Here is a 14,354-nt window from a genome sequence, read left to right as displayed (position 1 = left end):
TTCTTCCTTCTTCCTTCTTCCCTCTTCCTTCTTACTTCTTACTTCTGAATAATGACTAAATTTTTCCTTCTACCTTCTTCCCTGTTCTTGATTATTTCTTCCTTCTTCCTTCTTCCTTCTTCCCTCTTCCTTCTGAGTGCTACTGCCACACCGAAAATTATTTTTCCCACCTGCCCTAGAAATGAAATTTCTAAGCTACCTCAACCTCCTTTATCTCAAACTCAACCAAGTATTCCTAGTCTGTGGTTAACCCAAGATTTCTTTGGTGAAGAACTTATTTATACTTGGTTTGTTGACTCAGATGATATTTGGGTAATGTTGGTAGTCAGAAAATTAATTTGGGATAAAAAAGGCTACCTAGAACGTTATAAATTTATTAACCATTTTGGTAATGTAGCTAGAGAATATGGCTATAACTTACAAGTATGCGAACCTCGTAATAAAAAACCAATTGCTGCCTATTTTTGTGACTTTGAAACTGCTCCATTAAATTGTAATGTAGAAATTGATTATAGATTTGGTAGAAGTTTATTTCGTTCACCTAAAGGCTTTACATTTCCTCCCACAGTAGAGTGAATATTTATCATGACTAGATTTCTTTATTCCCAATTTTTCAAACAATTTTTAGAAGAATTATAGCAATTTCCATACTGGCGAGGTACAAAATTTTAGGTTTGAGGGAACACCGGATCTGGGAACGGGGAACAGGGAATAAAAATACGAAAAGATCACTGTACCTCACGAGCTTGAGAAACGCTATACTATCAATTATTCATACAGTAAAAGTACGCTATGATCTACAGATAAATCCGATAAATAGATGTTGTGGTAATAACGAATATCTTTGTTTATTTTTGTCGTGAAAATTATCAGATGTAAACAAGCGATCGCTCCCTAAGTAATAATATTAAATTCGATAGTATTGGCATTATTTAGGATACATAGCACAAGGAAGAAGGAAGAAGGAAAAATCTTACGTTATCTGGGTTTTAAGCTTTTTATCTGTCTTAACCTTTCCTTCGACTGCTATAGCAATAAGGTGAAAATTTTAGGGGCAAACGGCCGTTTACCTCTACTGATACTAGAAATTATATTACTCGGTAATATTATGTCCGCTTAATTAGTCAGAAAAAACTTTTTCCTCTCTCTCATTTTTGGCATTTTTTCCCTTTATTCCTTTTTTCATCTTCTCCAAATTTCGTTTATTCAGTATTCAAACAGAAATGATATAGGTACAAAAAATCAAAAACATAAAATTATATTTAATATTACAAGAAGTCATTAAAATATTTAACCAGATTTCATCTCAACAGATAGACGAATTTCTTGCCATAATTGGCTATATTGTTGAATAGTACTATCTGCCAGTGGGTAGAGAAAATCACTTTTTTCTAGAATATCTTCTGGAGGTAATAGCAAAGAATTATCTTTAATTTCTGAAGTTAATTCAGTTGGATTTATCCCTGGTATAATTGGAGAGGTAGTCTGAGTTATCAGAGACATTTGTTCTGCTATCTGAGGTTCCCAACAAAAATCAATCCATTTTTCTGTTAAGGAAGTCTCCACAGTAGCAGCAGGTTTTACCCATAAATTAGACCATAAAGCTGTACCAGATGTAGGTATTACCGCAGCAATATCTTTCCGTGTTTTAACCAATGGTAAAATATCGTTAGACCAACCAACAGCTAACCAAGTATCTCCAGTAATTAGAGATTGTAAATAATTATTGGAAGCGTAATATTTAACTTGTTGATTTAGTTTAACCAGTTCCGATTTTAAATTTTCAACTTTACTAAGATTTTTAGCATTATAAGATTTACCCAATTTTTTCAGAGTTAAACCAATAACTTCTCTAGGTTGATTTAACAAAGAAAATCTATGGCGTAACTCCTCTCTCCATAGATCGTTCCAGTCTTTAGGTTGCCATCCCAAAGTTTTAAATTTATCAACTCGATAAGCAATTAATGTTGTACCCCACTGATAAGGTGCTGCCCAAATTTTTCCTTGGGGGTCTGCATAACCTTGATTATTACGCTTCACTAACTTTTGCCATTTTTCCGGCAATTTATTCCAATTTTGTAAAGCTTCAGAATTAAGAGGTTGAATTAATTCTTGTTTAATAGCATTTGCTAACCAATAATCTCCTAAAGTAACGAGATTAGCAATATTTATATTTGTTTGTTCTGTAGATGATTTTTGCTCTTCTAATAAAAGTTTTCTCTGCCAACTTTGCAACAGAGAAAATAATTCTGTTAAATTTTCTTGAGGATTAAAGTTTAATTTAGGCTGAGATGTTAATTCCCTCTTAAACTTTGACACCATTTGAGCAGGAATAGTGTTTTTTAACAGTTGAATATTTAAATCTCCCTGACCTTCACATCCTGCTAAAAATTCAGCTAAAGTTATTGCTGTAGCTCCGATTAAAAAATTCCGTCGCTTCACTTTTTCTGATTATTTAATATACGCTTTTCTAGATATTGACCAATCATTTTTTGTTCGCCCGCACGGGAAATAATAGTTTGCCGTGTCCGGTATTTATGGCCGATTTGTTTAATTTCTTCCTCAAATACAGACCCATTGTACTCTGTTCTGAGACATAATGTGTTAGGGTCAGATAGATGATATCCAGCTATGATGGGGTTACTTGTAGCAAAACCGCGATCGCGATACAAAATTAAGCCTCGAACTCCGAATATTGTTGAACCTTCAGATTGTTTCTTACCTGATACGGAATCTTGACTAAGCCAACTGACTAATGAACCACAAATCATAGCTGTTTCAGGATTATGTAGTTTATGGAGTTTGGCTAATTCTATAAGTTCTGGACTTCCTAGCTCGAGAAATTTAATTGTTAAATGACTGACTATTTCTTGGGTATTTCCTTCGGGTAAAGTATAGTAACGTCTTTCTGAATGCCATTGACCTTCGGAGCGTTGAAAATATTCAGTAATTCTTGAATCTGCAACTTCTAATACTTGTGTGGTATTCTTTACGCCTAATTCCATTTAATTTTATCCTCTGGGTTTTCTTTTGTATCAAACTAACTGTGATTTGTCAAGAGTTTTGTTTAATTTGTTACTCCTATTAATATATCCTGTTTTTTTTAATAGTTTCCGGACTGGCCATCTGGTTGATGCTTAGTTTGACAGGAGGGGTTGATTTGCGCGGATGGGTAGCTGTACAAGATCAAGGGTGAAAAAAAATTGCTGAAGTTAAGTTTGGGCAAGGTTTAGAGCTTTGTGGAGGAGTATAGGTGATCGTCGCAATTTAGTAAATCCCTATTAGAGATTGAAACTTCAACCAAAATGCTAATTTTTTCCCAACTTCAACCTTTCTTTTTCTGATAAATTTTCTTCCAGCATACTAATATTTTCCACAGGAATATTAACTTTAACTGCCTCACCAATAGCATATTGATTGAGATGAAAACGATTAATATTTTGCCTGCGGATAACTATCTTAGTTTTGTAAGTTAAACGCACAACATAACGAGTATCCGTACCAATATAAACAATATTTTCTACTATCGCTGAAAAATCTGCTTCTTCTGTATAAGTTGATGGATAAATTTCTATTTTTTCCGGTCTGACAACTAAGGTAATAATTGTATCTATTGGCAGATGATTAGCAGAGGGTATTAATAAAGGCAAATCTTCATCTACTAACACCAAACTTTTATCCTCTTGATGTGCAGTTATTCGCCCAGTTAAAAAGTTACTTTCCCCGATAAACTCAGCCACAAAACGAGTTTTTGGTTGTTCATAAATTTCCACCGGAGTTCCCACTTGTAAAACTTCTCCTTGGTACATAACTGCTATTCGGTCAGACATAGTTAAAGCTTCTTCTTGGTCGTGAGTAACATATATAAAAGTAATACCCAACCTTTGCTGCATTTGTTTTAATTCTAACTGCATTTCTTTGCGTAATTTCAAGTCTAAAGCACCCAAAGGTTCATCAAATAATAGCACTGCTGGTTGTTTAATTAATGCTCTTGCTAAGGCGACTCTTTGTTGTTGCCCACCAGATAATTGTCGGGGATAACGCTTTTCCATATCTGTTAATTTTACTTGAGTTAAAGTATCAGTTACCCGACGATTTATTTCTGGGCGCGAAATATTTTCCATTTCTAATCCAAAGGCAATGTTTTCTGCCACTGTGAGATGGGGAAATAAAGCATAATTTTGAAAAACTGTATTGACTGGGCGATGAAATGGCGGACTATTTCCCATTAGTTTGCCTTGAATATAAATTTCTCCCGATGTAGGCACTTCAAAACCAGCTATCATTCTTAATGTCGTAGTTTTACCACATCCAGAAGGACCTAGTATAGAAAAAAATTCTGATTTTTCTATCTGGATATTGATGTTATTTACAGCGATAAATTTTTTTTGATTTTGACTTTTGAATACTTTGGAAATGTTGATGAGTTTGACGGTCTGAGATAGCATATTTTGGCGTTGGTGAATTAGTGTATGATATTAATCTTAATTATTGAGGAGTCAGGAGTCAGGAGTCAGGAGTCAGGAGGGAAGAAAGAAGAATAAAGAGGAATATAAGGAGAAAGTTTTTTGTTCGCGCTCTTATCCGGACATAATATCATACCTCTTTTCACCAACGCCCATATTTTTATGATTAACCCTTGAAATATAGAAGGAAGCACCCCTATTTTTTTCAGCAAATAAATGCAAATTAATATTTTCATAAAGTCCGGTATTTTTCAAGCATTTCAAATGCTACTGTATGACTTTTTTTTGTTCGCTCTACCTACAGAAGTTAGTTTTATCTAGACCAAATATCTACAGATTTATCATTTACTAATTAAGATTAATAAAACGAGCGATCGCTTCTTTAACTAAGGGATAATTTACTTGATTTTCTAAGTCTACATAAGGAACTTTACTTTGCTCAATAAATGCTTCTGTGACTCTGATTAATTGATTAATTTGAGGTTCTCTAGCATCATCTATTGCTTCACTTACTTTTTCATTTATATAAGAGTTAATTACCTTTTTCTCAGTTGTTCCTTGCTGAAAAATATTATTTAATTCAAACTGTAAACGTAAGTAACCTTCAGGATTCTTTGTAGACATGATTTGTTCTGCTACAAGGCTATTAGCTGAAGACTGAGAATTCATCAATATATTAATTAGTTTGATTGCCCATTCAGCTAGCCCCCATTCTACTATTTGCTTATAACTATATGGCTGGCTAGTTTCACCTGTGCCAATAGAAATTATCGAAATATCTTCTAGTTTATGACCTAGTTTAATTGCATAGCTTATTGCTGCTAATGTGGGATTATTCGCTGCTATTCCTCCATCTATATGTGGTAGACTCAAATCTCCATTTTTCAATTCATAAGCTGGAAAATAAGTAGGAGCTGATGAAGAACTAGCACAAATTTCCCACAGAGGGAGATTGTCATACCAAATCGTCTGTTTAGGTATTTCCGGATGATAATTTACAAAAATAGTCGGAGATTCCAAAAACATATTGTAAGCTACAATTAATAAGTTTATTTCACTAATTTCCTCAAGTCTAATTGCCGTTCCATCTTGTCGTAAAAGGTATTTTTTCAAGACTTTAATTAAGCCTTCATTGGAAAACTTAGGAGCAGAAATTCCATATTTCAAAATTAAGGGTAATCTTTTGGGCGACAAGCGACTTTGATATGGAAAAATATTGATTCCTTCTTCCTGATATAGTTTGAGAATATTAGCGCTGTCTGTTCCTGTAGCAACTAGCGCTGCGATAATTGAGCCAGTGGAAGTACCAGCTACTAAGTCAAAATATTCATGTAAAGATTGACCTTTTTGTTCTTTAATTTGTTTTTCAATTTCTATCAGAATTCGTGCTGCAATTACTCCACGAATTCCACCACCGTCTAAACTAAGGATTTTGAAAGTCATTATAGTTTTGCCTTCATAAATATAGTTATTGAACTACTCAATTATATCATTGCTATATAATTCCCAAGAAGCGTGAGGTACAAAATTCCTTTTTTTTAGGGAGTAGGGAGTAGGCTAAGACGCATTTAAAATGCGCCTTAGCAAGTCAGAAGTTAGAAGTCAGAAGTCAGAAGTAATAGGGGGTTGTACTTTTAATTAGGTACACAACAAATAATATTATGTCCGGATAATTAGTGATAAAAAAAACTTTCTCTTTTTTCTTGCTTCTTCCTTCTTTCTGTTCTCCTGACTCCTGAGGACTGACTCCTCTGTCGTTTATTTATAACTATTCAACCGGAGATGATATAAGTGGTTTAAATACACAACAGCTTAGGGAGTAGTAATTCGGGAAACAGGGGATAGAAACAAAGAAAAACAACTGTATCGCACTAATTTGAGAAACGCTATATATCTATAATTAAAGTAGGGTTTAGTACCTGATTTTTGTTAATAACAGGACTGGAACAGAGAGAAAGTTATTTGACACTCCCACCGTCATTTCAATTATCAGTTATCAGTTATCAGTACCTCTGCAATAAGGAGGCAAGGAAATACGGAATCTTCTTTTTTTTATCCTCTTAAAAGAGGAGGCGTAACTACCCAAATTTTTTGGTCAAATCAAAGATTATAACGGGGGATTTTTGTTTTGCTGGCGCAACGCTACGGGAACACAAATTTATAGCAATAAATAGATAGGTTAGGACATAGATTGTTAACGAAGTCAGAAGTCAGAAGTCAGTAGGAGCGAATGGCCATTCGCTCCTACAGAAGTTATTTTTGTAACGGGGATTTAAGCCTCCCTCCAAAAATATTTCGCCTTAAAAAGCGGGGTTTTAGATCCAATTATTTTGATAATAATTTTGTAAGCATTCAGCTATTAGCGGTCAGCTATTCTTAGGCCATGTTGCACAAACAGACTTTTAATGAATAAAGCAAGTATTCGTTTAATTTCTACTACATTCTTAACCTAAAGATTCGTACTCTGAAGCTTTGATAAAATTGCTTTTTTCTTCTTTAAAGGTAATAAAGCTGATAGCTGATAGCTGACTGCTGTTTGCGCAGCATTCCGGAGGAAATGCTTACATAATTTTTTAGACAGGGAAATGTTTTTCCTACTGTTCCCTGTTCCCTGTTCCCTATTCCCTATTCCCTGCTATTTTTAATATAAATCTCTCTCTAAAGTTGAGCTAAAAATTACTAAGTACCAACTCCTAATTTAACTTCTGTCCAAGCTTCATCATATAGAATTGTGGCTTGACCAACATCTTGAATATAATCAAGTTTTGCAAATAATTCTGGTGGGGGATAAATGGTAGGATTATTCAAATCAGCAGCTTCGATTAAACCTAAATCTTTTGCAGTTTGGTTTGGGGTCGCGTACTTAATGAAATTGGAAATTTTTGCCCCTATTTCTGGTTCGAGAATGAAGTTAATAAATTTTTCTGCAAGCTCTTTATTATTACTTCCTTTAAGAATAACCATATTATCAGTTAAGAGAATACTTCCTTCTTTGGGAATAGCGTAACGAAGGTTGGGATTTTCTTTCATAATCTGAAAAATATCTCCGCTCCATTCACAGGTTAAATCTACTTCTCCTTGGTCTAATAAATTTTGACCTGTGTCGGGCGCAAAAGCAGCGATCGCCTCTTTATTTTTAATTAGAAAATCTCTAGCTTCATTAATTTCTTTAGGGTTAGTTGTATTGGGGTCATAACCAAGGGAAATTAAGGCAATTGAAAAGCTACTTCGCATATCATCTAATAGAGCAACTCTGCCTTTAAATTTAGGGTCAAACATAGTTGACCAACTATTAATTTCACCTTCAGTAGCTTTGATGTTATAGCCTATTCCCATTGTGCCCCATTGGTAAGCCATACTATATTTATTTCCAGGGTCGTAAGGAGGATTAATAAATTTTTCATTGAGATTTTTAATATTAGGAATATTTTCCTGATTCAGTTCTTCTAGCAATCCTTCAGCTACCAGAATTTTTACCATATAATCAGCCGGAAAAGCTACATCATAACCAGGATTTCCTGGCTTGATTTTGGCATAGAGGTCTTCATTACTTTCGTAGGTATCGTATTGAATTTTGACATTAAATTTATTTTCAAATTCAGTAATTACTTCAGGAGCAATATATGTTGACCAATTATAAATACTCAGGATGTTATTATTGCTAATTTCTGAAGTATTAGGGCTATTATTGCTACAACCAATTGGTAAAATTACAGCCATAGTAAATAGCAGCAGAAAAGTCATCAGTTTTTTCATATTTACAGATATTTATTTAATCATTTTATATAGAATCCGGTTAGACCAAATCTCAGGCATTCTTGCTACATCTCCTTGAGAGTAGGGAGTAGGGAGTAGGGTTCAAAAACATAATATATTTTGGCTTAATGCCAATAATCCTTACAAAAATTATTGAACCACTATTATTACTTAATAACTGAAGTTGCATCGGAAGTATAGCATTATTTTTGGGAATTGGTATTATACCAATTTGATAAATTTTTGCCACAAATAGTTAGGTTATTTCTTAGGAGTCAGGAGTCAGGTGTCAGGAGTCATAACGAATAGCTTTTATATCATTTATTAGGTCTGAATTTATCTTTTTAGTCAAAAGGGCTTTTCCTGCACTTGTCTTTTAATCCCCCAAATTATTTGTAACATTCTTTTTCTAAATTGGTATTATACAGTATATGTTTATAATTCTATCCACACTTCATTATTAAATTTCTCCATCCCCTAATCTCCCCATCTTCCTACCTCCCCATCTCATATAATAAGTATTTAACTGGATTGAATATTAGGTGTTTTTTTGATTCCCTAATTCCTCAAGAAAAAGGACAGATATTACCAACATCAAAGAAGCTATTAACATCAAAGTAGATATAGCATTATTAAATCTCCCCATCTCTCTACCTCCCCATCTCATATAATAAGTATTTAACTGGATTGAATATTAGGTGTTTTTTTTGATTCCCTAATTCCTCAAGAAAAAGGGCAGATATTACCAACATCAAAGAAGCTATTAACATCAAAGTAGATATCCCATTATTAAATTTCCCCATCCCCTCATCTCCCCATCTCTCTACCTCCCCATCTCATATAATAAGTATTTAACTGGATTGAATATTAGGTGTTTTTTTTGATTCCCTAATTCCTCAAGAAAAAGGACAGATATTACCAACATCAAAGAAGCTATTAACATCAAAGTAGATATAGCATTAATTGCTGGTGTTACGGAAAATTTAATCATACCATAAACAAATAATGGTAATGTCGTCGAACCTACTCCTGCAGTAAAAAAAGTTATCACAAAATCATCTAGTGACAAAGTAAAAGCTAATAAAGCAGCACTAAAAATTCCCGGCCAAATCAAAGGTAAAGTAATACGAAAAAAAGTTCGCCATTCATTAGCACCTAAGTCTAAAGCTGCTTCCTCTAAAGCTGGGTCAAGTTCAGCTACCCGCGCTCTCACAGTTACCACAACAAAAGAGATACAAAATGCTATATGACCAATAATTACTGTCGGTAAACCTAGCACTAGACGAATGCCTAAAAAATTTTCTATTAGTTGAAAACTTAGAGAAAAGAAAACTAATAAAGAAAGTCCTATAGTAATTTCTGGAATAATGATTGGTAGAAAAAGTATTGCCTCCAATACAGTCCGTCCGGGAAAACGAAAACGTTCTAATGCTAAGGCAATCATAGTACCAAAAATTGTGGCGATGATTGTCGAAATTACTGCTACGAAAAGACTGTTTTTTAAAGCTTCCCAAATCATCACATCTGTAATAGTGTCATTAGTTGCTCCTTGTAATAAATTCCGATACCAATCTAAAGTGAAGCCTCGCCAAATAGCATTAAAACGAGAATTATTAAAAGAGTAAATTACTAATATAAAAATTGGTAAATAGAGAAAGGCAAAACCCAGAGCAGCATTTAGCCATAACCCAAACTTACCAAGAGAACGAATGAGTAAATCTAATTGTTTCATTCTAGCTTTTAAAGTGAAATTTTTTTGTCTTCTGAAATCCGGAAATATATAATAACTGGGATTAATACGATTACCATTAATAAAATTGATAATGCCGAACCAAACGGCCAATTTCTCGCTTTAATAAACTGATTTTGAATGAGATTTCCCACCATCATAGTTTTGGCACCGCCTAAAATATCAGGAGTAATAAAAGCACCAAATGCTGGAATAAAAACGAGTAACGAACCAGCAACTATTCCTTTGATTGTCAATGGTAAAACTACACGAAAAAAAGTTCGTAAATCATTTGCTCCCAAATCTTGAGCAGCTTCTAACAAAGAAAAATTAAAACGTTCAATTGTGACATACAAGGGTAAAATCATAAATGGTAAATAACCATAAACTAAGCCAATAATTACAGCAAATGGGGTGAAAAGAAGAGTCAAAGGTTCATTTATTAGCTGTAAACTTTGTAGAGCAATATTAAATACTCCTTCGGTACGAAGTAATACAATCCAAGCATAAGTACGAACTAAAAAATTCGTCCAAAAAGGGATGATTATTAGCATTAGTAAGACATTACGCCAAGGTGGTCTACGGGTAGCAATAAAATATGCTAAAGGATAGCCAATTAGTAAGCAAATAATAGTTGTAATTAAAGCTAAAAAGAAAGACCGCCCAAATATTCCCCAGTATATTCCTTGAGCTAGTTGTTGATAATTATCTAGGGTGAATTGCCAAACAACCCCACCGTAAGTACCTCTTTCTAAGAAGCTATAAATAAGTACAATTATTAAAGGGATGATGAAGAAAATTAAGATCCATATAGTTGCGGGAGATAACAGAATGAGTAAATTGGTTAATTTCCGAGTTTCAATGGTTGATTTTGATTGTTTTTTATGAGGTTGCCACATATTAATTAGTTGAAGACCAGGAGATTATAGCTATCAGATTTATGCTTGCTTGTCAATTAGTAAAATTAAAATTATGGCGGTTATTACTAAGTTAATTCTAGGTTGAACAAGAAGGTTAATATGTATACTAATAATCTTTCCACTTAACCAGAGCAAATTAGTATCAGTTAAATACAGCATATTCCAAGTATATGAAGTACAGATATTAACGATTAAATGTTCCCAGTGCGGGTATCTTGCCCGCTATTGGATGTATCTCACCCCTGATGGAATCTGCTGTATATAGCCTTTATATAAAACAGGACTTACGCAAAATATGAAAATATACACCACCTGTAGGGGTTAACTGCCGTTAACTCATACTATATATGGTGTATCTCCGTAAGTCCTGTAAAAATTAGTATTTTCGAGTACAAAAAATTTCTATAGATCAAAAACCTGAAACTATTACCACTGTTGCCAGATTAGCTATTTCCTTTCCCTTAAAAGTATATTTACAGCTCAAATGTAAATGTTAGAGTTTTTTGCTTTGCATTTACAGCAGTTTTCAGAAAGATGGAACGCACTCCTAAAGAATAAAAACCTTTGTATAGACCTTCCATGGAACCTTCCTACCGTAGTCTACTTAAGTAAAAACTACTATAATTCTTAATTGATAGGTAGAACTGAGATACCACTATCAGTATTCTACGCGATCGTCAAAATATCTTCCATAGCAGAAAACATCTCCAGAAGGCAACAGTGGGAAAAAATCTCCCTTTTTACAGCGCTTTTCAAATTGATGAACCACATCTTCACAAACAAAACTTTGTAGGGACGTTCCATGGAAAGTTCCTACTGTGGTCTACCCAAATGAAAACCGCTGTAAATTTCATTACAGTCCATTTCCTGACCAACTCTTTCTTTGTTATACCTGAACAATACTATCGGATAGTGACGATTATCAATATAAATCAACTTTTATATATTGACAAATTAACATTTTTATGATTAGATACTGCAATCTAAATATTGTAGAGCTAAAAGTATTAAATATTATCAACTTTTATATATTGACAAATTAACATTTTTGTGAAATAAAAATAATCAGTAATTTTACGAATCAAAGCAACCATGCTATGTAAAGAGTCTGTAAAATTATAGAGATTTTTTTAAAGATTTAATGAAGGTATAAAGTATCTTAAAAAATCGAAGATATCAACTTTTATATATTTTCATCTTGAGCAGTAATTGGCATAATTGAATAAGAAAAAATCAATGCTTTCTCTAGAAATAAAAGATACTCTATCTTCAATAAAAAATATGAAAAATTTAGCTCAAATTAATCAAGAAAGTATTTGGAAAAAACATATAGTTAAAACCAAGAGAAAAGGATATTTCCGAAATATACAGGAAGTAAAAGTTGTAGCTAAAGTAGCAAACATGGGTCTTGAACCATCAAGATCAAAATCATTTACATCAAAGGTTTGGGTAGTTTCTAGCTCTTTGTAAACATAATATCTGTATCGATCCGCTTGTTTGAAAAAACTGGCAATGGTACAAATATTAATCAAATATTAATAAGTATAAGGGTTTCCAAAAATTAAAAATTTGGAAACTTTTTTTATTCAATTAGTTTTTTAAGGAACTAGAACTTGATTAGTATTAACAAAATATCATCAAATGCGTGAATTTGGTATGAGATATTCCATAAGTCAAGAGTAGTAATGGCAATTGCTGTATATACAAAAAATCAAAACTATTTTCAAAATATCCATACCAATCACCGAATAATTGATGACACTGATGAAGATGATAACCGAGTAGAGGAGACAATATCTATCTCATACCATTTCTCCATGAAGTTGCCCTTAATAAAAGGTAAAAGCTATTAGTAAAATTCAGGTTTGGGTAAGAATTATTAAGCGCATTATTACAGAGAAATGGTATCATAACTTATTTATGACTGCTATAATTATATTTTTGTGTGTAAAAGTGTAAATTAAAAAGCGTGAGAGAAGAAATAGTATGTTATAATTATGATCATAAATGAATTCTGATTATTTTTAGGAAAATCACTCTATACCCTCATCAAGTGGAGGGTCAGAGTCAGCATGACAGCCATCGAATCAATATCATTATTTACTGAACAGTTAGTAACAGCTAAAACAGGTAAATCTCTGTCAGACATTGAAAGAGAAGTTCTACGACTATCTTTGTCTGGAAAAACCTATAGTCAAATAGCCTCCAAATCAGATTACTCTCGAGATTATATTAGCCAAAATGTGGCTCCTAAATTATGGAAGTTACTAAGTAATATTCTCAAAGAAAGAATTAGCAAAACTAACTGCCTTTCTGTATTAGAAAGACAACTATTGATTTATCAAGCAAATAGAAAGCAAGCTGCACAAACCAGCTTAATTAATACAAATATAATCCAATATTCAGAAATTTCCGAAATTAATGATTGTAAATTACTAGATGGTAGAATCCCTATGGGTTCTCCATATTATATAGAACGTAAGGAACAATTAATCTGTTATTCAGAAATTAATAAACCAGGATCATTTCTGCGTATAAAAGCACCCAGACAAATGGGAAAAACTTCTCTATTAATGAGAACTATTGGTTATGCTATCAAACAACAATATCAGACAGTACGATTAAGTTTACGAAGAGTTGATAGTACAGTTATCAAAGATATCAATAAGTTTTTAAGATGGTTTTGTGCTAGTGTAACAAGAAAATTACAGCTAGAATCTAAATTGAATGAATATTGGGACGAAGATATTGGTAGTATAGAAAGCTGCACTTTATATTTTCAAGATTATTTGCTTTCTATCATAGATGATCCTATAGTTTTAGCAATAGATGAAGTAGATTATATTTTTCAGTCTCCAGAAATAGCTAATGATTTTCTGTCAATGCTGCATTCTTGGTATGGAGAAACAAAGGAAGTTAAACTCTGGCAAAAACTGCGGATAGTTTTAGTAAAATCCACAGAAGTTTATATTGCAATGAATATTAATAAATCACCTTTTAATATGGGAATAGCTATAGATTTATCCCCATTTACTCTCGAACAAATCCAGGAATTAGCACATCGTTATCAAATAGAGCTATTACCACAAGAACAAAATCAATTAATGCGATTAGTGGGTGGTCATCCCTATCTAATTAATACTACTTTTTATCATATTAAATGTCATCATGCCAGTTTAGAAAGCTTAATCAAAACAGCAGCTACAGACACAGGTATTTATAGTAACCATTTGCATCAACATTTACAAAATCTGCAACAATATCCAGAACTTAAAACAGCTTTTGAACAGGTATTGCGAGCTATAACTCCTGTAGAGTTAAAACAGGTACTGGCATTTAAGTTAAAAAGTATGGGCTTGGTTGTACAATTAGAAGATAATTTAGTTATGCCTAGTTGTGACTTATACAGGCGATACTTTTATGATGTATTTGTTGGTGTATAGTTGGGAAGTTTAGGGGTTTAGGTAGTAGAAAATATTAGTT

At 33.0% G+C, this 14,354-nt stretch carries 11 protein-coding genes; 4 read left to right on the top strand and 7 right to left on the bottom strand.

The features are described from left to right. Window positions 1–51: 51 nt before the first annotated feature. Window positions 52–576 (top strand): hypothetical protein, encoded by a 525-nt coding sequence (locus tag D5R40_RS34850; RefSeq protein ID WP_161564762.1) that lies wholly within the window; start codon window positions 52–54, stop codon window positions 574–576. Between the two features lie 714 nt (window positions 577–1,290). Here D5R40_RS34850 and D5R40_RS08120 read toward each other — a convergent pair. The 7 genes from D5R40_RS08120 to D5R40_RS08085 form a co-directional block, all read right to left on the bottom strand. Then, window positions 1,291–2,442: an extracellular solute-binding protein gene (locus D5R40_RS08120; RefSeq protein WP_124142753.1), complete on the bottom strand. Its 1,152-nt coding sequence runs from the start codon at window positions 2,440–2,442 to the stop codon at window positions 1,291–1,293. Then, window positions 2,439–3,005: a phycobiliprotein lyase gene (locus tag D5R40_RS08115; RefSeq protein WP_124142754.1), complete on the bottom strand. Its 567-nt coding sequence runs from the start codon at window positions 3,003–3,005 to the stop codon at window positions 2,439–2,441. Before D5R40_RS08115 ends, D5R40_RS08120 begins: the two co-directional genes overlap by 4 nt. Window positions 3,006–3,308: 303 nt before the next feature. Then, window positions 3,309–4,448: an ABC transporter ATP-binding protein gene (locus D5R40_RS08110; RefSeq protein ID WP_124142755.1), complete on the bottom strand. Its 1,140-nt coding sequence runs from the start codon at window positions 4,446–4,448 to the stop codon at window positions 3,309–3,311. A 366-nt stretch (window positions 4,449–4,814) separates the two neighbouring features. Further along, window positions 4,815–5,909 carry a patatin-like phospholipase family protein gene (locus tag D5R40_RS08105; protein WP_124142756.1) on the bottom strand — a complete coding sequence of 365 codons (1,095 nt, stop codon included), beginning with the start codon at window positions 5,907–5,909 and terminating at the stop codon, window positions 4,815–4,817. 1,236 nt (window positions 5,910–7,145) lie between these two features. Beyond that, window positions 7,146–8,222, bottom strand: coding sequence for an ABC transporter substrate-binding protein (locus D5R40_RS08100; protein WP_124154478.1), 1,077 nt, complete (start codon window positions 8,220–8,222; stop codon window positions 7,146–7,148). An 823-nt stretch (window positions 8,223–9,045) separates the two neighbouring features. After that, entirely contained in the window at window positions 9,046–9,954 is a 909-nt protein-coding gene (locus tag D5R40_RS08090; RefSeq protein ID WP_124154477.1) for an ABC transporter permease, read from the bottom strand. Between the two features lie 8 nt (window positions 9,955–9,962). Further along, window positions 9,963–10,850, bottom strand: a complete 888-nt coding sequence (locus D5R40_RS08085) for an ABC transporter permease (protein ID WP_124154476.1) — start codon at window positions 10,848–10,850, stop codon at window positions 9,963–9,965. 1,239 nt (window positions 10,851–12,089) lie between these two features. On the opposite strand from D5R40_RS08085, the gene D5R40_RS08080 reads away from it, so the two are divergent. From D5R40_RS08080 to D5R40_RS08075, 3 genes are all read left to right on the top strand, one after another. Beyond that, window positions 12,090–12,341, top strand: coding sequence for a hypothetical protein (locus D5R40_RS08080; RefSeq protein WP_124154475.1), 252 nt, complete (start codon window positions 12,090–12,092; stop codon window positions 12,339–12,341). A 215-nt stretch (window positions 12,342–12,556) separates the two neighbouring features. Beyond that, window positions 12,557–12,724 (top strand): hypothetical protein, encoded by a 168-nt coding sequence (locus tag D5R40_RS34845; protein ID WP_161564291.1) that lies wholly within the window; start codon window positions 12,557–12,559, stop codon window positions 12,722–12,724. 219 nt (window positions 12,725–12,943) lie between these two features. Beyond that, complete coding sequence (locus D5R40_RS08075) at window positions 12,944–14,314, top strand: AAA-like domain-containing protein (RefSeq protein WP_124154474.1); 1,371 nt, start codon at window positions 12,944–12,946, stop codon at window positions 14,312–14,314. The last annotated feature ends 40 nt before the right edge of the window (window positions 14,315–14,354 follow it).

This window comes from Okeania hirsuta, from assembly GCF_003838195.1.
In the GTDB taxonomy this organism is placed as follows: Bacteria; Cyanobacteriota; Cyanobacteriia; order Cyanobacteriales; family Microcoleaceae; genus Okeania; species Okeania hirsuta.
Note: the sequence above shows the minus strand (reverse complement) of the source record. Positions and strands in the feature narration are given on the sequence as shown.

Coding starts and splice junctions, on each gene's coding strand:
- D5R40_RS34845 (WP_161564291.1), top strand. CDS start 12,557: ATGGCAATTGCTGTATATACAAAAAATCAAAACTATTTTCAAAATATC.
- D5R40_RS34850 (WP_161564762.1), top strand. CDS start 52: ATGACTAAATTTTTCCTTCTACCTTCTTCCCTGTTCTTGATTATTTCT.
- D5R40_RS08105 (WP_124142756.1), bottom strand. CDS start 5,909: ATGACTTTCAAAATCCTTAGTTTAGACGGTGGTGGAATTCGTGGAGTA.
- D5R40_RS08085 (WP_124154476.1), bottom strand. CDS start 10,850: ATGTGGCAACCTCATAAAAAACAATCAAAATCAACCATTGAAACTCGG.
- D5R40_RS08100 (WP_124154478.1), bottom strand. CDS start 8,222: ATGAAAAAACTGATGACTTTTCTGCTGCTATTTACTATGGCTGTAATT.
- D5R40_RS08110 (WP_124142755.1), bottom strand. CDS start 4,448: ATGCTATCTCAGACCGTCAAACTCATCAACATTTCCAAAGTATTCAAA.
- D5R40_RS08075 (WP_124154474.1), top strand. CDS start 12,944: ATGACAGCCATCGAATCAATATCATTATTTACTGAACAGTTAGTAACA.
- D5R40_RS08090 (WP_124154477.1), bottom strand. CDS start 9,954: ATGAAACAATTAGATTTACTCATTCGTTCTCTTGGTAAGTTTGGGTTA.
- D5R40_RS08115 (WP_124142754.1), bottom strand. CDS start 3,005: ATGGAATTAGGCGTAAAGAATACCACACAAGTATTAGAAGTTGCAGAT.